This is a genomic window from Proteus vulgaris (assembly GCF_016239305.1).
Classification (GTDB): domain Bacteria; phylum Pseudomonadota; class Gammaproteobacteria; order Enterobacterales; family Enterobacteriaceae; genus Proteus; species Proteus vulgaris_C.
The window spans coordinates 24090-42581 of the sequence record NZ_JAEHOQ010000019.1; the positions used below are offsets into that span (position 1 = coordinate 24090).

Below are 18492 nucleotides of genomic sequence, written 5' to 3' on the forward strand. Positions count from 1 at the left end.
AATAATATTTAGGTGATATCTTTATGCGTGATAGATTTAAAGGGTTTTATGGAGTAACTGAAGATGCAGAAAAAGAAATGTTTTCTAGCCGTAAAACAATATTTATTTTTGATACAAACTGTTTTTTAAATTTATATAGATGTGAAAAAGAAACTAAAAATGATTTTATTAGTGTTGTAGATCTTATTAAAGACAGACTATGGTTTCCTTTTCAAATTTGTTTAGAGTACCAACGAAATAGACTTGGCGTTATTAGTTCTTCATTAAAAAATTTGAACGAGATAAAAAAGGAGTTGAGTTCAACAACTGGTTCTATTAATGTTTTTTGTAATGACTCTGATAGATCGATAAAAAATAAATATCATCAATTACATTCCGATTTATGTCTATTAAAAGAAGAAATAGAGCAAAAAATAAAAAAATTCATTGTGGAAAATATAGATAACAGACTTAGTGATAATGATTTTATCAGTAAATCTGACGAGATAAGAAACTGGATTGATATGATTTCTATAGGAAAAATTGCTGAACCTCTTAAACAAGATGAAATAAATAAAATAAATGATTTAGGTAATAAGCGCTATAGTGTGAAAGTTGGTCCTGGATGGATGGATGAAAAAGAAAAGAAAGATTCAGAGTCTTTTTTTGATGGTGTTTACTATAAAGATAAATATGGAGATTTGTATCTATGGCATGAGATATTAAATAAAGTAGAGCATGATGATAATATTGAAAATGTGATATTTATCACAAATGATGTAAAAAATGATTGGTGGTATAAAGTTCATGGAAAAACAATAGGACCATTAGAATGTTTAAGTACTGAAATTCGAAATAAAAATTTAAATTCATTTAATATGTATACTCAACCATCTTTTTTATCTAAAGCTAAAAGTTTTTTAAGTGAAGTTAATGTGAAGGATTCGTCAATAGAAGAGCTAGAGAGATTATCTGAGGAAAAGAAAAATGAAATATTAAATAAATATAAAATAAAATCACGTAGTGATGATTATAAAAATATATTTTCAGATGATTTGTTTGGTTCTGTTGATTTAAATGATGAAAATGTAACTTTACCTAATGATTTTTCTTTTGATATAATTAAAAGAAAACATAGTTTAATGAAAGAAATAAATTTATTGGTAGATCAAAAAGAAAGGTTGAAGGAAGAGTATAATAAAACCAGAAAATTAATTGATGAGAGTCAGGATTATATTACAAAAAATACTTCTGATGAGGCTAACTTATATTTAGATAAATTGGGTGATAGAATAATTAATATAGAAAATCGACTAAAAGGTTTGGTTGTCTTATTATTTAATAAGAAATAGTTTTTATAAGATATATGTTTTTTAAAAACTAATATGTAATTATTGTCTATGTGATTTTTATTTTTTATGAAAATTTCAAAGGTATGATTTGATAAATGTAGTTTTTCCTGTAGGTGTTTACATCTATTCTTTAAATGGGATATAAAGTCATAAAATTTATTTATAATGTGTGATTTCTAAATTTGCGTAAACTTGGTACAATAATCTTATTGGCCTGAACACCCAATCCTAAACATTTGCTGTGTCAACTGAGAGTCAAGTATGGCACAGCATAGCTTTATCAAAATGTCTAACGATACTCTTGTACCGGCTAACCCTGTTACGAGAGATTTTCTGCATTCAAAAATCAAGTGTGGTGATGTGCTTTCAGCTAATTTTAAGAAAGCTCGTAACCCTCGATTTCATCGTAAATACTTCGCATTACTCAACTTAGGCTATGAATATTGGGAACCCGTTGGCGGTACCATTTCACCTGAAGAAAAAGAGCTTGTGCGTGGTTACATCACATTCCTTTCATATTACACGGATAATGCTGACGCGCTCTTATCAGCATCCGATATCTATCTAGAAGAAGTCGCACAAAAACGTGCACAAAATATCTCAGCAACAAAATCATTTGATGCTTTTCGCTATTGGGTTGTAGAGCAAGCCGGTTATTACGACACGTTTGAAATGCCTGACGGTAGTTTACGTCGTGTCGCTAAATCAATCAGCTTTGCAAATATGGATGACCTAGCATTTAGCGAACTCTACAAAGCCACACTCGATGTGCTTTGGAATTTTATCCTTCGTAAGCAATTCCCCACTCAAAAAGCTGTAGAAAATGCAGTATCTCAATTATTAAGTTTCACATAGAGGCAAGACCAATGATCAAATCAAAGACCAAAGAAGAAAGACAGTGGCTATCAGATGTAGCGGAACTGGGTTGTATTTGTTGTCGCAATATGGGGCTTGGGGCAAGTAGAGCGGAAATACATCATGTTAGAACAGGGCAGGGAATGGCACAGCGAGCTAGTCATACAGATGTTTTACCACTGTGTCCGCCACATCATAGAGCGTGTTATGAAACTGGCTTTCACGCTTCGCCTAAATCGTGGCAAGAAATTCATGGTACCGAGGTTGAGTTATTAGAACAGACTAAGCAAGAAGTAATGGAGTTACGAGCATGTCGAGTATAAAGAGCATATCAGATGGGTTAAAACTTGATAAAACACGAGAAGCTTGGCTTCAAAATTGGTTAACTCGATTTGGTACATGGGTACATAGCGGACGTATAGATAAACGGCAGAGTAGCATGATCGCTCAATTTATGGAAAGAGTAGAACGACGTGATTATCCGTATAGGCCTACGTGTAGTGATGAAGATGGTCTACTTATTCAGAGAGTTGTTGACAGTATATATCACATAGATATTCAGGCATTTAATATGTTACTTAGTCGATATGCTTTTTGTGCATCGGATAGAGCTATAGCTCGTCATTATCATAAGAATAGTGAACCAAGAATAATGGCTCGTAGAAATGGCATGTTAAGAGAAAGAAAGCCATCTATGTCTACATGCCGTAGAGAGGTAGAAGAAATATTAAATGCTGTTGAATATTTATTATACCAACCTCTAGTAGATGCATTTAAAAATAGAGAAAAAGAGATGATCGAGAAGCGAAATAGCAAAAACGTGTTGACATCTTTGAACTAATGAGCCACTATTTCAAGGTAAGTTGCCTTTTTTGTAACTTCACCAACTAACCCAGCCTAAGCGCTGGGTTTTTTTGTATCTAAAACAGATAAGAGTTGCTGTTTCCTTTGTTCAGAGTTACATGTGTGTTCGCGACCAATAACTGACCAAAGGTATTAAAATATCATGTTAAAACATAGTGATATGACAGAAGAGGCAAGACTTGTTTTTGAAGTTGTTCCGCATACGAAAGAAGTAACAGCTGGCGAAGTTGCACAGTTTACTTGTTTAACTGAGCCACGTTGTCAATTGATATTAACGCAGTTGGCGATGGCGGGGCTAATCAAAGAAAATATCAAAGAAAACACATTTCAAAATATCTAATACTGTGAAAATGGGCGACTGTAAAAGTGTTGGTAGCACCTTTACAGTCATTCACCCGTTCTGGTAGATCACGGACAAACTAAAGCCCACTGCTTATGTGCACAAAGCATGGTGAGCTTATCAAAAAAGGTTCTCCTGATCTATGAAAAATACTGTGAATTTAAACAGTGTGAATTTAGTCAATGATGACTCACTCAGCTATATAAAAACACTTCCCGACAATTGTATTGACTTAATTGCAACTGACCCGCCTTACTTTCAGGTGAAGTCTTGTGATTGGGATAATCAATGGGAAAACGTAACATCATATTTATCTTGGCTTGATGAAATGCTTGCGGAATTTTGGCGAGTATTAAAGCCTAACGGTAGTCTTTATATATTTTGCGGTTCTAAATTAGCGTCAGATACAGAATTACTTGTCCGTGAAAGATTTAATATTCTAAGTCACATTGTATGGGCTAAACCATCAGGGCCTTGGCGCAGGGCATGTAAAGCTGATTTACGCAGTTTTTTCCCAAGCACTGAAAGAATTTTATTTGCTGAACATTATCAAAGCCCATACAAGGGTAAAAGTAGTGCCTATCTTCAGCAATGCAAAGCGCTTAAAGAAAACATATTTAAGCCTTTAATTGAGTATTTTAAATTTGCACGTGAAACATTAGGGATAACTGCAAAGGAAATAAAGCAGGCAACAGGTAAGCAGATGGCTTCACACTGGTTTAGTTATAGCCAATGGCAACTTCCTAGTGAGTCTGATTACAAAAAACTGCAGGAGTTGTTTCATCGTGTAGCAAGTGAAAAATTCAGTAGTAATCCTTTAAATCGTGATCATGCTGATTTGATAGAGGTTCAGGCTTCTCTTAGTCGAGAGTACCAGGAGCTTGCTGAACAATATCAATTATTACGTCGTCCTTTTTCTGTCACCGTTGATGTTCCTTACACCGATGTGTGGACGTATCCACCTGTGCAATATTACGCAGGTAAACACCCTTGTGAAAAACCAGCAGAAATGATGGAACACATTATTCGCTCAAGCAGTCGCGAAGGTGATCTGGTTGCTGATTTCTTTATGGGGTCAGGTGCAACACTAAAGTCAGCATTAAAGTTAAATCGTCGAGTTCTTGGGGTTGAACTTGAGAAAGAGCGATTTGAACAAACCACACTGGAAATAGAACGGTTTAGATTACGAAAGTAATTATGACTAAGTCCGACTTTTATTAACTAATAAGCCCCAAGCTAAGGGGGAGGTATGAAGAAAATGCCATATAAAGACCCCAATAATTATAACTGGCTTGTGGGCATCCTTATCAGCGTTATGACTTTATTAGGCACTGCAGCTAGTTGTGCATATAAAGCGCTGAATGGGGAGCATATAAGTTGGGGAGTATTTTTCCTTCAAGTTATCGTCTCTATTTTTGCTGGTGCAATGGTGTACCTAGCATCTAGCTATTATGAGTGGGTTCCAGAACTCGCTGGTGGTATTGCTGGTTTAGCCGGTTGGTCTGGAGCTGAGTTAATTAAAACACTAGAAAAACGGTTTTTAAGGAAGGTTAGCGGTGAGTAAATTTGTATTCAGCACACGAAGTGAAAAGAATATGCAGGGTGTTCATCCTGACTTAGTGAAAGTAACTCGACGAGCACTTGAATTAACTGATGTCGATTTTATGGTTATTGAAGGAAAGCGTAATGAAGCTCGTCAACGTCAGTTGGTCATTAATGGTAAAAGTCGAACGATGGATAGTCGGCATCTTACTGGCCATGCCGTGGATTGTGCCCCTATTGTGAATGGCTCAATACCTTGGCAAGAATGGTCATACTTTAAAAAAGTGGCTGATGCGATGATCCAAGCAAGTAAAGAGTTTGGCATTGATGTTGAGTGGGGCGGTAATTGGGATTCATTTAAAGATGGTCCTCATTTTCAATTAACGTGGAAATCATATCCGGCATAACGTCTATGAATATCACCAAATTACTGGCTGGTAGTTGTGTGGTGTTGGTGTTCTGGCTTTGGTGGGTAATAGATGACTATGGAACGTTAAAAGCTAATCACAAATTACTTACTAATTCGTTCAATGAGCAAGTTAATATCAATCAAAATTACCAAGCACGCATAAAATCCCTTCATGATCTCGATGTAAAACATGCGCAGGAACTCGATAATGCTAAAACTGAAATTAGCCGATTACGTGATCTTAGTGAGCGTAATCCTGAGCGGGTGTACATCAAAGCCGAGTGTCCAAAATCCGAAGGCGTTACCACCTCCGGCATGGATGATGCAACCACCGCCCGACCTACTGACACCGCTATCAGAAATTATTGGTTACTCAGAGAGCGAATTGCACAGTCAGAGCAGATGATTAAGGGGTTACAAGAATATATTTATCAACATTGTATTTAGCAATATAATGAAAACAATATATTATTTATGGTATTTTTATTTTTATTTTATTATTGTAAAAAATCCAATTTCCTCTGCATTTACCATAAATAGAACCATTTATTTCTGGAGTTAATTCGGTGGTCACATAGGAGTTTTCTTCCCTATGTTTGTAGTATTGGTTTAGGGTTATACATTGTCCTTTTGTTAATTGATTTATTGTTATAACTAACATTTCTGAATTATTATATGGTTCTGAATCGATCGTAATATTAGTAAAGGGTGTTGTTCTATCCATATTATAATATCCAGTGATGGAATCTTTGAGGTTAGTATGTATGGAATAAGAGTTGATTTCTGCGATTATCGATTCTACCTCTTTTGTACTATGTAATAGAGTGCCTTTATCAAAAGATATTTTTGAAATTTTTATATTTGCTGATATAGCGTGATTACTAAAACATAGAATAAATAAAATAAATAAAATACGTGTCATTTTATTTTATCCTTCATGAAAAATATCTATCAATTATGTTATGCCATATAACTATATATTAATAGTTTTTATTTTAATTATTGCGTAATAGTTTAGGGAGATAAACACAATGGCAAAACCGGATTGGGGGATGCTACAACAACAGTTCCTCGCCGAACATGCTATAACAGGAATATCTCCTAAAAAGTGGTGCGAACTAAAGGAACTGAACTACTCAACAGCACGACGATATATCAAAATATCCCGTGCGCAGAATGCGCAAAAAACTGCGCACAAGAAATTGCGCACTGCGCAGAAAAAAGAATGCGCAAAAGAGCCAATGCGCAATAGTGATATACCAACTGCGCAGAGTAATGAATCCAGTAATGCGCACGATAATGAAAACACGTTTAGTCTGCGCAATTACGGGCTAACTGAACAACAGGTTAAATTTGTTAGTGAATACCTCATCGACTTAAATCGAACGGGAGCATATAAGCGAGCTGGCTATAAAGGCGAAGGAAATACAGCTTATGTAAATGCTACTCGAATGCTAAGAAATGCTAAGGTTTCACGAGCAATCACTGACGCATTAGCAGAACGGGAACGCAGAACAGAGATAACCCAAGATGCTGTATTAAAAATGTGGTGGGATATTGCAACTGCAGACGTTAACGAGCTGACCGAATACCGTCGATTATGTTGTCGTCATTGTTGGGGCTTTGGTTTCAATTATCAGTGGCGTGATTCGATAGAGTTTGAAGATGTTACTAAAAAAGCAGTCGTAGCAAAGAAACCTCCTCCACAAGATGTGGGTGGTTACGGTTACGATGAAACATTAGATCCAAATCCTGATTGCCCTCGTTGTAACGGTGCCGGTATTGGCCGTGCGTACTTTCATGATACGCGTGATTTAACAGGGCCAGCTCGTCGAGTATTTGCTGGCGTGAAAGAAGGGAAGTTTGGTGTCGAGGTTATCACTCGTAATCAAGATGAAGCACTTAAGATGGTTGCACAGCATTTGGGTATGCTGAAGAACAAGACGGAATTAACTGGTGCCGATGGTGGGCCTATTAAAACAGAGGTTGCTAACATGTCACCTCAAGAAGCATCTGACGCATACAAGCAAATCATGGGGTAGATTGATAAAAACAGCGGTTTCATTGAAAATTTGGGCTATGCAAAATCTCACCTATTTTATGCACGTTTTATTCATTCTAATTTGTACTCATCTCAATAGATAACTTAGATAAATAGCGCTTACACATAGAAAACACACTCAGTTGATTTTCGGTAGGGCGTGTAAGCACTATTATGTTAAATAGGTGCCAGTTTAATTAATTAATCGAACGAATTGGTATGCAGGACTTCCTGAATATTCGTCTATTGTCTCTTTAGGTGAGTCACTGATAATTTTAAGTGCTAATTTTTTAGATGCTTCATTATTAACGCTAATTATTGCTTCAACATAAAATTGAGGGAGTAAATCTTTAAACCCATTTCTTAATTCATCAATACTTTTTTCAATGATTTCTTTAGCAATCCCCTGATTTTGAAAAGTCTCAGTGACAGCATAACCAATTGAAAAACAGTTAATGCCATTAATTGGGTCAGCACGAACGAAAAGAACAATTCCTTTAACAATCCCATCTTCAGTTAAAGCATATGTAAAACGGAATTCTTCACCAAAATCTTCAAAAAGAACTGTCAGGTCAGTATGTAGTTTGCATACATCAGGGTTAATCAATTTATCATTAAGCGCTTGTTGGTAACTGACTAATGCATCATATGGGTTAACCATTTGGTTCATATTAATTTCCTTTATGAATATCGAGAGATACATAATTACTTATTTTAAAAGAATTTTATGTTATGCCTATCCCATTCCCGTTTGATTTTAAAAATCCTGACTACCCGCAGGTGTTTGAATGGCGAATGGAACGATTAACACGAATTCGCCAAAATCCAGAATCTATACCAGCACTCAACGCTTATTACAAAGATAATCCAGCCCAATTTATTATTGATTGGGGAATGACGTATGACCCACGAAATCCTGAGCGAGGTTTGCCTTCTTATATTCCATTTTTGCTATTCCCTAGACAAGAGGAATGGATTGAATGGTTTATCGAACGATGGAAAGGGCAAGAACCTGGTATCACAGAAAAGACGCGTGATATGGGTATGAGTTGGCTAACTGTCGGCTTATCTTGCACAGTATGTAATTTCAATCGTGGCATTAGTGTTGGTATAGGCAGTCGTAAAGAAGAGTATGTCGATAAAATTGGGGTACCTAAATCACTGTTAGAGAAAGCCCGTATCTTTATGTCTTATCTGCCGGCTGAATTTCGTTTTGGTTGGAATAGAAACAAAGACGCACCACACATGAGAATAAAATTTCCTCATACTGACTCAATCATATCGGGTGAGTGTGGTGATGGTATTGGGCGAGGGGATCGCGTAAGTTTTTATATTGTTGATGAGTCCGCTTTCCTCGAACGGCCATCTCTTATTGACGCTTCTTTATCAGCCACAACTAACTGCAGACAAGATATTTCAACGCCAAATGGAAATGCTAATAGCTTCGCTATCCGCAGACATAGCGGAAAAATACCAGTATTTACATTCCACTGGAGAGAAGATCCAAGGAAAGACCAAGCATGGTACGACAAGCAGGTTGAAGTTTTAGATCCCGTTACAGTCGCTCAAGAAATAGATATAGATTACAACGCATCCGTTGAAGGGGTGATTATTCCTTCTGCATGGATACAGTCTGCAATAGACGCACATATCAAGTTGGGAATTGAACCAACAGGTAAGCGCCTTGGTGCTCTTGATGTGGCTGACGAAGGTATAGATAAAAATGCCTTTGTATCGGGTAAAGGAATATTGGTAGATGCTTGTGAAGAGTGGAGTGGAAAAGGTGCTGATATCTACCAAACCGTGGTTAAGGCAATCAATTTAGCCAGTGATTATGGTTGTAGTGAGGTTCTATATGATGCTGATGGCATTGGTGCCGGTTGTCGTGGTGATTCAAGACAAGTCAATGAAGAACGGAAGTTAGCTGGTTTAAATCCTGTTACCTTTTCTGCTTACAAAGGAAGTTCTGGTGTACTAAATCCGGATAAGGTTTTAATGAAAGATGCCAGCGGTAGAAATATTACGAATAAGGACTTTTTCCAAAACTTTAAATCTCAATCTTGGTGGCATTTGCGGACATTGTTTTTAAATACCCATAGAGCTGTTAATGGTATGAAATATGATCCTGATGAGATTATTTCGTTATCTTCAAAGATGTCATCTTTATCGAGATTAACTTCCGAACTCTGCCAGCCAACGTACACAAAAAACTCAGCAGGTAAAATCGTCGTTGATAAAAAACCTAACGGTGCTAAGTCTCCAAACTGTGCTGATGGCTTAGTCATTCTTAAATCTCCTGAGAAAAGAAACGGTAGTTTCTTCACAACTAAGAGGTAATTCTATGTGGTGGCCGTTTAAGAGGCGAAAAACAGAACCACTCGCACCGGTTAAACGGTCAGCATTCACAACTGACTTATATCCTGCGCTGGCGCGAGAACAGGGCTTTGATGGGATTAATTTACCCCAACCCACAATTGCAGGTGTTGCGATGGATAGCATTGATAGCTATGTGCCCTCATTTAAAGGTGAGCAGGTTTACGGTGTGCCTGAGTCACAGGCCTCATGGTATGCCTCACAAATGTTTATCGGCAATAATATGTGTGCGGTTATCGCCAAACATTGGCTGGTGGATAAAGCCTGCAATATGCCCACGCGTGATGCGATACGTCAGGGTTACGATATTGATTGTGATAACGACGATGATCGCGCTATCAGCAAAAAGCTCCGCAAACGTGATAAAAAATACCGCATTACACATCAGCTGAAAGAACTGGTTCATTTCGGGCGTGTATATGGCGGTCGTTTAGCGTTATTTGTTGTTGAGACATCAAACCCGAAAGAGTGGTATGAAAACCCGTTTAATATCGATGGTGTGACCAAAGGCATGTACAAGGGGATTAAACAGATTGATCCCCAATGGGTAACACCTGATTTAACGGACGCCAATATTCAAGATCCTGCCAGCATGGATTTCTACGAGCCGACCTATTATGTGATTGGTGGGCGTAAGTATCACAAGTCTCACTTTATTAAGTTTGTACCGTTCCCTGTGCCGAATGTATTGAAGCCAATGTACAACTACTTTGGTGTTTCTGTTCCTGAGCGCATTTATGAGCGTGTCTATGCCTCAGAACGTACAGCCAATGAAGCACCACAACTGGCAATGACCAAGCGTTTACTTACGATGGGGATTGCAGACCCAGAAAGCGCTGATAAGGACATTATTCGCGAAAACATGCTCTATTTTATGGAGATGCGCGATAACTACGGCGTACAAATGACAGGTAGTGAAGATACGGTTCAACAGTTCGACACCTCATTAGCGGATTTAGATGCCACGATTATGACGCAATATCAGCTGGTGGCATCGGCTTCCAATGTACCAGCAACAAAACTGCTAGGTACTACCCCGAAAGGCTTTAACTCAACGGGTGAATACGAAGAAGCTAATTACCGCGAAGAGCTTGAAAGTATCCAATCAAACGACCTTGAAGAGCTATTACAGCGTCATTACGACATGTTGATGCGTAGCGAGGATTTGCCTGTGACAGAAATCTCTATCACATGGGCACCACTTGATAGCCCGACGGCTGTTGAGAGTGCGGATATTGAGCTTAAACAAGCACAAGCCGATTCAGCTTATGCAACAACGGGGGCGATTGATGGGCTAGATATCCGCAAGAAACTGGCCAGTGATAAAACGTCTAGCTATTACGGCATTGAAGTGAACGAGGCAGATTATGTCGAGGCGAATACGAGTACGAACGAAGCGAGCGCAATGGGCAACATCTCGCCAAGCAGTAATGAAAGGGAAGCCCCTGCAGTATTCGGTAGCACCCTCTAGTCGTTATCAAGGTGACATGTCACGCCTCATTAATTCAATGGTTAAAGACTATGAAAAAGTGTTTAGCGAATTAAATGACGACTTTGAAGGTTTTACGATGGATGCCAGCTTTGCCAGTCAAACACGCATCTGGCTTAATCGGCTAAAACGCAAATGGGATAAGATTTTTAAACAAAAATCCACAGAGATTGCGGATAAATTTGTTTCCCAAGTCGATATAGGCGCAAAGCGTAATTTAGATGATTCTCTCAAACAGTTGTCCGGGGGGATCACCATCAAAACCCCAGATATGCCCGAAGCCCTCAAAGATAAAATTATTGCCTCTACGGCAGAAAACGTATCGTTAATTAAATCCATTCCCCTGCAATTTCATCAACGAGTGGAAGGTATTGCTTTACGTTCAATTTCACAAGGTGGTGAAGGCGCTAAAACGTTATTTGATGAAGTGAAACCACTTATTGATATAGAAAAGGAAAAACTAGAAAAAAGGGCGAATTTTATCGCTGTTGATCAAACACGAAAAATCACGACAGCAGTGAATTATGAGCGTATGAAATCTGCTGGTATTCGTAAGGCGGTTTGGCATCATTCGGCTGGAAGTGCTGAGCCTCGTGAGTTACATCTGCGTCTGGATGGTGAAGTGTTTGATTTAGATAACCCGCCTGTGATTGATGAACGGACAGGTGAGCGTGGCTTGCCCGGACAATTACCAAACTGTAAGTGCTTCTGGACACCCGTAATAGATTTCGGTGAGGAGACATGACAAAGCGACAATATGATTTAAACGGCTGGCTGGAAGTAAAAGATAACCCCATCTCTAAAGTTGGGGTTTTTGATTATTTAGGGTTTGAAATTGGCGCACCGATACCTGAAAAGATTTACAAGGTGTATCGACCACAAGAAGAACTGGCCAGCGCAGAAACAATTAACTCTTTCAAATTAATGCCCTTTGTTGATGAGCATGAAATGCTAGGGAAAGACGGCACTCCTGCAGAGAAAAAAGGGATACAAGGAGTCATCGGGGAACGGGTTTATTTTGAATATCCCTACCTCAGAGGCAATATCAAAATCCTGTCTAATTCAGCGCTTAACCAAATTGATGGAGGGAAAATTGAATTATCTCCTGGTTATCGCTGTGTTTACGATTTCACACCGGGCGAATTTAACGGTGAACGTTATGACGCCATACAACGGCATATTAGAGCCAACCATCTTGCGTTAGTTGATGAAGGGCGCACTGGCGCTGATGTTGCTGTGCAAGACCATTCCGTTATTACCATAGACACAAAGGAACTTATTCGCATGAATCCTCCTGAAAATGAAAATAAAGACACGCCAACCAATGATGAGGGTGCCTTTACGCCCGAACAATTGGAAGCGTTAAAAGCCATTATCAAAGAAGCAATTACCAGCGCTAAGCCTGCGACAGACGATGAACCAGGCGATAAAGATAAACCTTCAACTGATTCTGACCCTGACGAAGAGAAGAAAGCAGAAGAAGCAGTAGAAAAGGCTGAAATCGCCACAGAAGAAGCAGAATCAGGTGAACCCGAGGCAGTTGAGAAAGCCGAGGTTGCTATTGAAACTGCAGTCGAAGCGATTGAAGAAGCAAAAGAGCATCTTGACCAAGCAACTACTGATGGCTTTAATCGTCGTTTAAAACGCCTAAACCGTAACATCACTGCGATGGACGAAATGGCATCACTGAAACGTAAAATTCAGCGATTAGAGAAAGCAAAACCAGCAATGGATACGGGTGAATTACTCAAACAAATTGGTGCGCGTGATTCGTTAGCGCATAAGTTAACGCCATTCCTTGGTGTGTTTGATCATTCGGCAATGACTCAACAACAAGTTGCAGAGTACGGTGTTGAAAAACTGGGTATTCAATGCAGTAAAGGCACCGAAGCCATTGCTCTCGATGCTTGGATGCAAGGGCGTGTTCCTGACTCTCAAAAAACGAGTTCAACAATGGACTCTGCAGTGAGCAATAAATCAATTATGGATAAATGGGGAGCGAAATAATGGCAATTCCTAATTCAGTAGCAAATGGACTAATTTCCGGCGTTGTCGGTGAAATTAGTCATGCAGGCCCTATTCGCGCTGTTTCAGCAATTCTTAGTTCAGCGGATGAAGAGCTAAATATTTTCGGTCGCGCCTATACCTACAAAGATGATTCGGTGGAATCCGTTCAAGTAGGCGGTAAAGGGGCTTTTGCAGGGATCATGATTAACCCTAAAGCCTATCGTATCGAAAAAGAATTTGCGCTTAACGGCACACAGGGCGAGTTCTTGACAATGGGTGAAGTTTTCGTCGAGCTAAAAGAAGTGGCTGGAAAAATCAACGCACCGGTTGTGTTCGATGAAGCTGACGGTTCGCTATCTTCTAAAGCCACCATTAGTGCTGGTGATCGCGTTATTGGTTTTATCAGCCGACACCTTGAATCCACAGAGAGTGCTCACTTGGGCATTATTCGTTTAACAGAAATCCCATATCCAGTGTCTCCAAAGGAAGGTGAATAATGCCAGTCAGTAACATTAAATTTCACATGTCTGGCCGTGATGTCAAAAAACATGGCCAACTGAATATTAACCCTGATCAGAAATGGACATACGGGGAATTAGCACAAATTGGCTTTGGTGGTTTTTCTGCGATGGACTCCGCGATTAGCGGTGGTGCAATGCAGGGTGGTTTAATTCAACGTGAAATGTTGCAACACGTTTTACCGGGTGTCATTCGTACCGCAACGCGAGTTCGTGTGCTAGATGAAATCACCGGTATCGTCAATGCAGGTGAATGGCATGATGAAGAAATCATTCTGAATGTAGCGACCCCAACCGGTAAAGCAGAGCTTTATGGTGATCATACCAATGTGCCATTAGCGTCTTATGCGCAAGACCAAGAGCGCCGTGGTCTTGTTCGTTTCGAATTAGGTTTCCAAGTCGGTAAATTAGAAGAAGCGCGCCAATCTTCTGCTGGCTTTGTTGCGATGGAAGAAAAGCGCAATTCAGTGACTGAATCATTAGAGCAAGGGCGTGAGCGAGTGGGTTACTACGGGTTTAATAGCCCTGAAACGCGCGTCTTTGGTTTGATGAATGAGCCTAATTTGCCCGCTTATGAAACCGCAAAAGGCAAATGGAAAGGCGGAACATTTGCAGATATTACTGCTGATATTACCGATATGTTCTCGCGTATTGAAACGAGCTCTGGCGGTATTATCAAAGATGATACGCCAATCACCTTAACATTACCGTTGGGCTTTCGTTCTGCTCTGAATGTGGCTAATCCGGTGGCTCGCGGTGAAACAGTCAAACAATGGATAAATGAAAACTATCCTAATATGCGTCTGGTTTTCTCTCCTGAATTTGTTGGCGCAAATGGTGGGGCTGATGTGGCCTATATGTTCGCAGATAGCATTGATGATGGTTCAACAGCAACCAGTGCGGTGATCCTGCAAGTTGTGCCTGTGAAATACCAGTTATTAGGTTCACTCAACCAAATTAAAGGGTATATGGAAGATGCAACCAATGCGACTGCAGGTGTGTTTGTAACTCGTCCGTGGGCGGTGACACGCTTAACTGGCATTTAATCTTACCACTTCTCTTTTTGCGCCCTCATTTGAGGGCTTTTTTATATCTAAACAATAGGAGAGCACTCCATGCCTCTTTACGCATATTGCACATTATCAAATGACCAGAACTATACCGTGAGAGACGGGAAAGTGTTTATTGCCGGTCAAGCTAATGTGATGACCAAACACATGTATACACCGCGTGGCCGTGTAACGGAAATTTCTGACGAGCAATATAAACAGCTCAAAGAAAATCACGTTTTTAATCTTCATTGTGAGAATGGCTTTATTGCCGTTGAGCATCGCAAAGAAGATCCCGAAAAAGTTGCCACTGATATGGAAGCTAGCGACCAATCAGCCCCTGACACTCCTGAATCGTTAGAAGCTGAAAAGTTAGACGTTCCTAAAACCAACAAAAAAGGTAAGTAATATGGATACGAGCACATTCCCTTTAACGTCATTCCGTGTGCTCTATCCGCAGTTTGACGGTGTGGGTGATGATGAAATATTTATCATTGCTCAATCTGCGTTGAACTATTTCTCTGCCTGTAAGGGTGTTTGTACTAACGAGCTGTGGATGCTCGTGGTTGCACACATGCTAACACTCAGAAAAATGATTGCTGATGATGAGTCGCCCACTGGTGTTGTGACCAGTGTAACCATTGATAAGGTGAGCGTGTCATTTACGGCACCGCCTGCCGGTTCTGATTGGTCGCACTGGTTTAAAATGACCACCTTTGGCCAGCAGTTTCTAGCGCTGATTAAGCGTTGTAGCGTTCCTCAATATTTTGGTGGTGGCGGTGAGCGTTCAGCATTTCGTGGGGTAGGAGGGCGGTTTACACGAGGAGGGCGATTACGTTAATGACTAAATTAGCGCAATTAAAAGCGGTTTACGATGAATTGGCTAAAAAGCGATTAAGTGTTGGCTTCTTTGAGCATTCAAAGTACCCCAATGGAACACCTATTGCTTATGTTGCTTCTATTCAAGAGTTGGGCTATCCCGCTGGTGGCATTCCTCCTCGCCCATTTTTAAGACCGACCATGAATGATAAAAAGCAGGATTATAGTCAGTTAATTTTTCGTGCTGTGAAAGCTTCTATTAAGGGAAACATCACGCTGGATAATGGGCTGACACAAATCGGTGCGACGGTTGCGGGCGATGTGAAAATGGCAATAAAAGCAGTCACAACACCGGCACTGGATAATTCAACGGTCAAAGCAAGAGCTCGTCGACATAGCAAAGGCAAAGCCACCGATAAGCCGTTAGTCGATACCGGTCAAATGCTTCAAGCCGTGTCATTTGTCGTGGAGGATAAATAATGTTTGGTAACTTAAATCGTATTGCTTCACGTTATATTCCACAGCAAAAGGTGCTCTGGTTTCGATTTAAAGAACGTGGGCCTGATGATAGAGGGAATGACCAGAATTACTATTACGATCCAGTAGAAGTTCGTGGCAGTTGGCAGGCGGTCGATACCCAAGATGTTCAATCAATGGGATTAGATACAAGCCAAGTGTACCGGCGTTTATATACCTCTCATGATATTAAAGCTGTGCAACGTGGTACATCCCCTGATTTTCTCGTATTCAATGGTAAGAAGTACGATGTTGTGGGTGATGCAGACTGGTACGAACAAGATGGCTGGAAATCGGTGATCTGTATTGAGGCGGGTACTTATGACGGATTATGAGGTTGATGTTGCTATTCGCAAACAACTCTTGTTGCAGTTAAAAGAAGTCGGCATTGAGATCCCTGTTAAAGCTGGTTTCCAATCTACCAAGCAGGGCCGTGAAGATAATATGGTGATGTTTTTTCCCATCAATGAAAGTGGCCTCGGTTGGCAAGGGCGAAAATATAATGTTCAAGGCAATAAAGCCAATCACCAAGAAAACCAGTTATCCGAAAATACGTACCAAGTTCAAGCGTTCGTGACGCAATTAGGCAATTATACAGCCAAGGATATTACCGCGATTGTCAGAATGATCGCCAATTCATTACCGTTTGTTGAGGCACTTCGGAAACAAGGTATTGGCATTCAACGTGCAACTGGTATTCGAACGCCTTATTTTCTGAATGACCAAGGCAACTACGAACAAAACCCTTCATTTGATTTCAATGTGACATTTAATCGCACACTTCATCCCGATACTGACGCCGTGAGTGCGTTGTATCCCGATATCTATCGTATTTAAGGAACGTTATGTCTATCAAACAAACTCGCTATGTCGATATCGCGAGTGCAGTGATTGGCGCGTCTGCTGTACCGATGCGCAAGCTCACGGCTCGTATTTTTTCAACTAACCCTAAAATCCCTGCAGGTAAAGTTTTAGAGTTCGCCAGCGGACAAGTTGATGAGTTACTAGGTGCCGATTCGCCAGAAGCGCATTTTGCGCGTCAGTATTTCAGCTATGTCAGTCCAGCACCGGCAAGCAAGCCCAAAGAACTGCAAATCGCATCTTATGAACCAGTTGGTCGAGCGCCTACCTTGTTCGGTGATAAAACAGGGGATTTAGCCGATTTAAAATTGATTAACGATGGTGAACTCAATATCACTATTGGAAAAGTGACAAAAACAATCACAGGAATTGATCTCTCTGAAAGTACGTCATACGCGGATGTTGCGACAGCTGTGCAAGCGAAATTGAATGCAGAAAATGAACCTCAATTTGCTAGCGCCTATGTCACGTTTAATTCCCTAGATAGTGCTTTTGTTATTAGCGGTGGCGTACAAGAGCGTGCGGATATTAGTGTACGCCAGTCGGTGCTTGCTGATGCGATGAATATTAGCCACGGCACATCATCTGCTGGTAATCCTGCTCAGACTCCATTACAGGCGTTCATCACGTCTGAAGCAATTTCAGACTCATTTGGTAGTGCAACGTTTTTAACAGAACTCTCATTAGAGCATGCAGTAGAGCTGGCTCAATACGTTGCAGGTGAAAACGTGAAGTATCAGCTTCATTTATCTGTGACTAACAAAAATGCTGAAGATTTTAGTGGGGCGCTGGTGGGAACGGCTTCAACAGCCTTAAACCTGAAAACAGCGGATAAATTCTTTGTTCATGCGTTGCCTATGGCCATTATGTCAGCCACGGATTATGACCGAACCAATGCGACAACAAACTATATGTATCGTCAATTTGGTGTCACATTTCCATCTCAAATTACGACCGATATCGATGCAGATCGCTTAGATAAATTACGAGTGAATTATTACGGAGAAACGGCCGTATCAGGTTCGCATATTAGTTTCTATCAACGTGGTTTCTTATGTGGTGGTGTTGCTAACCCATTAGATATGAGTGTCCATGCTAACGAGCAATGGTTAAAGGCCTATATCTCACAACAGTGGTTTAGTTTGTTAATGGCCACACGCGGAGTACCCGCTAATAAAGATGGTGAGGCTAGAGCAATGATGGTGATTGCAGGGGCGGTAACTAAGGCGATTAACAACGGTACAATTCTAGCGGGAAAAACATTAACTGATGTGCAAAAAATCGCAGTGACAGACGCTTCTGGTGATGATTTGGCATGGCACGATGTACAAAACAAGGGGTACTGGTACAACGCTCAAATTGTCGAAAGCACAGGCCCATCTGATTTGCCTGAATATGTCATGAAGTACGTATTAATTTACGGTAAAGGCGATTGGGTTCGTAAAGTCGAAGGCTCTCACAACTTAGTGTAAGGAACA

24 protein-coding genes are annotated in these 18492 nt (G+C 40.2%); 22 read left to right on the forward strand and 2 right to left on the reverse strand.

What is annotated here, in order from left to right; translation table 11 throughout:
- Window positions 1-23 precede the first annotated feature (23 nt).
- The 9 genes from JEP40_RS13735 (at window position 24) to JEP40_RS13775 (ending at window position 5788) form a co-directional block, all read left to right on the forward strand.
- Window positions 24-1331, forward strand: a complete 1308-nt coding sequence (locus tag JEP40_RS13735; protein ID WP_198623982.1) for a PIN-like domain-containing protein — start codon at window positions 24-26, stop codon at window positions 1329-1331.
- Window positions 1332-1592: 261 nt separating this feature from the next.
- Complete coding sequence (locus JEP40_RS13740; protein WP_004250549.1) at window positions 1593-2186, forward strand: DUF1367 family protein; 594 nt, start codon at window positions 1593-1595, stop codon at window positions 2184-2186.
- Window positions 2187-2197: 11 nt separating this feature from the next.
- The gene (locus tag JEP40_RS13745; protein WP_198623983.1) at window positions 2198-2509 is read left to right on the forward strand and encodes a Ref family recombination enhancement nuclease; all 312 of its coding nucleotides are present in this window, start codon (window positions 2198-2200) and stop codon (window positions 2507-2509) included.
- A complete protein-coding gene (locus JEP40_RS13750) occupies window positions 2497-3027 on the forward strand; it encodes an antiterminator Q family protein (protein WP_049210189.1) in 531 nt (176 codons plus the stop codon). The genes JEP40_RS13745 and JEP40_RS13750 overlap by 13 nt, the downstream gene beginning before the upstream one ends.
- Window positions 3028-3192: 165 nt before the next feature.
- A complete protein-coding gene (locus JEP40_RS13755) occupies window positions 3193-3390 on the forward strand; it encodes a TrmB family transcriptional regulator (protein WP_198623984.1) in 198 nt (65 codons plus the stop codon).
- A 142-nt stretch (window positions 3391-3532) separates the two neighbouring features.
- Entirely contained in the window at window positions 3533-4585 is a 1053-nt protein-coding gene (locus tag JEP40_RS13760; RefSeq protein WP_198623985.1) for a DNA-methyltransferase, read from the forward strand.
- A gap of 63 nt (window positions 4586-4648) precedes the next feature.
- A complete protein-coding gene (locus JEP40_RS13765; protein WP_036908815.1) occupies window positions 4649-4954 on the forward strand; it encodes a phage holin family protein in 306 nt (101 codons plus the stop codon).
- 31 nt (window positions 4955-4985) lie between these two features.
- Window positions 4986-5339, forward strand: a complete 354-nt coding sequence (locus JEP40_RS13770; protein WP_198624031.1) for a M15 family metallopeptidase — start codon at window positions 4986-4988, stop codon at window positions 5337-5339.
- Window positions 5340-5344: 5 nt separating this feature from the next.
- Entirely contained in the window at window positions 5345-5788 is a 444-nt protein-coding gene (locus JEP40_RS13775) for a lysis protein (protein ID WP_198623986.1), read from the forward strand.
- Between the two features lie 25 nt (window positions 5789-5813).
- Here JEP40_RS13775 and JEP40_RS13780 read toward each other — a convergent pair whose 3' ends face one another.
- On the reverse strand, window positions 5814-6263 hold the full coding sequence (locus tag JEP40_RS13780) for a hypothetical protein (protein ID WP_198623987.1): 450 nt from the start codon (window positions 6261-6263) through the stop codon (window positions 5814-5816).
- A gap of 109 nt (window positions 6264-6372) precedes the next feature.
- Here JEP40_RS13780 and JEP40_RS13785 point away from each other — a divergent pair, with 109 nt between their 5' ends.
- Entirely contained in the window at window positions 6373-7383 is a 1011-nt protein-coding gene (locus JEP40_RS13785) for a terminase small subunit (RefSeq protein ID WP_198623988.1), read from the forward strand.
- A 192-nt stretch (window positions 7384-7575) separates the two neighbouring features.
- Here the strand turns inward: JEP40_RS13785 and JEP40_RS13790 are convergent, their stop codons facing one another.
- On the reverse strand, window positions 7576-8052 hold the full coding sequence (locus JEP40_RS13790) for a GNAT family N-acetyltransferase (RefSeq protein WP_198623989.1): 477 nt from the start codon (window positions 8050-8052) through the stop codon (window positions 7576-7578).
- A 62-nt stretch (window positions 8053-8114) separates the two neighbouring features.
- On the opposite strand from JEP40_RS13790, the gene JEP40_RS13795 reads away from it, so the two are divergent.
- The 12 genes from JEP40_RS13795 (at window position 8115) to JEP40_RS13850 (ending at window position 18486) form a co-directional block, all read left to right on the forward strand.
- A complete protein-coding gene (locus JEP40_RS13795) occupies window positions 8115-9719 on the forward strand; it encodes a TerL protein (protein WP_198623990.1) in 1605 nt (534 codons plus the stop codon).
- Window positions 9720-9723: 4 nt separating this feature from the next.
- Window positions 9724-11226, forward strand: coding sequence for a DUF1073 domain-containing protein (locus JEP40_RS13800; RefSeq protein WP_198623991.1), 1503 nt, complete (start codon window positions 9724-9726; stop codon window positions 11224-11226).
- A 16-nt stretch (window positions 11227-11242) separates the two neighbouring features.
- Complete coding sequence (locus tag JEP40_RS13805; protein WP_232799295.1) at window positions 11243-11989, forward strand: phage minor head protein; 747 nt, start codon at window positions 11243-11245, stop codon at window positions 11987-11989.
- Window positions 11986-13251: a DUF2213 domain-containing protein gene (locus tag JEP40_RS13810; RefSeq protein WP_198623992.1), complete on the forward strand. Its 1266-nt coding sequence runs from the start codon at window positions 11986-11988 to the stop codon at window positions 13249-13251. Before JEP40_RS13805 ends, JEP40_RS13810 begins: the two co-directional genes overlap by 4 nt.
- Window positions 13251-13748, forward strand: a complete 498-nt coding sequence (locus JEP40_RS13815; RefSeq protein WP_198623993.1) for a structural cement protein Gp24 — start codon at window positions 13251-13253, stop codon at window positions 13746-13748. Before JEP40_RS13810 ends, JEP40_RS13815 begins: the two co-directional genes overlap by 1 nt.
- Window positions 13748-14815, forward strand: a complete 1068-nt coding sequence (locus JEP40_RS13820) for a major capsid family protein (protein WP_036937879.1) — start codon at window positions 13748-13750, stop codon at window positions 14813-14815. Before JEP40_RS13815 ends, JEP40_RS13820 begins: the two co-directional genes overlap by 1 nt.
- 69 nt (window positions 14816-14884) lie before the next feature.
- Window positions 14885-15226, forward strand: a complete 342-nt coding sequence (locus JEP40_RS13825) for a hypothetical protein (protein WP_159363873.1) — start codon at window positions 14885-14887, stop codon at window positions 15224-15226.
- Between the two features lies 1 nt (window position 15227).
- A complete protein-coding gene (locus JEP40_RS13830; protein WP_099660761.1) occupies window positions 15228-15659 on the forward strand; it encodes a DUF4054 domain-containing protein in 432 nt (143 codons plus the stop codon).
- On the forward strand, window positions 15659-16117 hold the full coding sequence (locus JEP40_RS13835) for a hypothetical protein (RefSeq protein WP_198623994.1): 459 nt from the start codon (window positions 15659-15661) through the stop codon (window positions 16115-16117). The genes JEP40_RS13830 and JEP40_RS13835 overlap by 1 nt, the downstream gene beginning before the upstream one ends.
- Window positions 16117-16488, forward strand: coding sequence for a phage collar protein (locus JEP40_RS13840; protein WP_161706919.1), 372 nt, complete (start codon window positions 16117-16119; stop codon window positions 16486-16488). The genes JEP40_RS13835 and JEP40_RS13840 overlap by 1 nt, the downstream gene beginning before the upstream one ends.
- Entirely contained in the window at window positions 16475-16990 is a 516-nt protein-coding gene (locus tag JEP40_RS13845; RefSeq protein WP_161706920.1) for a phage gateway protein, read from the forward strand. The genes JEP40_RS13840 and JEP40_RS13845 overlap by 14 nt, the downstream gene beginning before the upstream one ends.
- 8 nt (window positions 16991-16998) lie before the next feature.
- Window positions 16999-18486 (forward strand): DUF3383 domain-containing protein, encoded by a 1488-nt coding sequence (locus tag JEP40_RS13850; protein WP_198623995.1) that lies wholly within the window; start codon window positions 16999-17001, stop codon window positions 18484-18486.
- The last annotated feature ends 6 nt before the right edge of the window (window positions 18487-18492 follow it).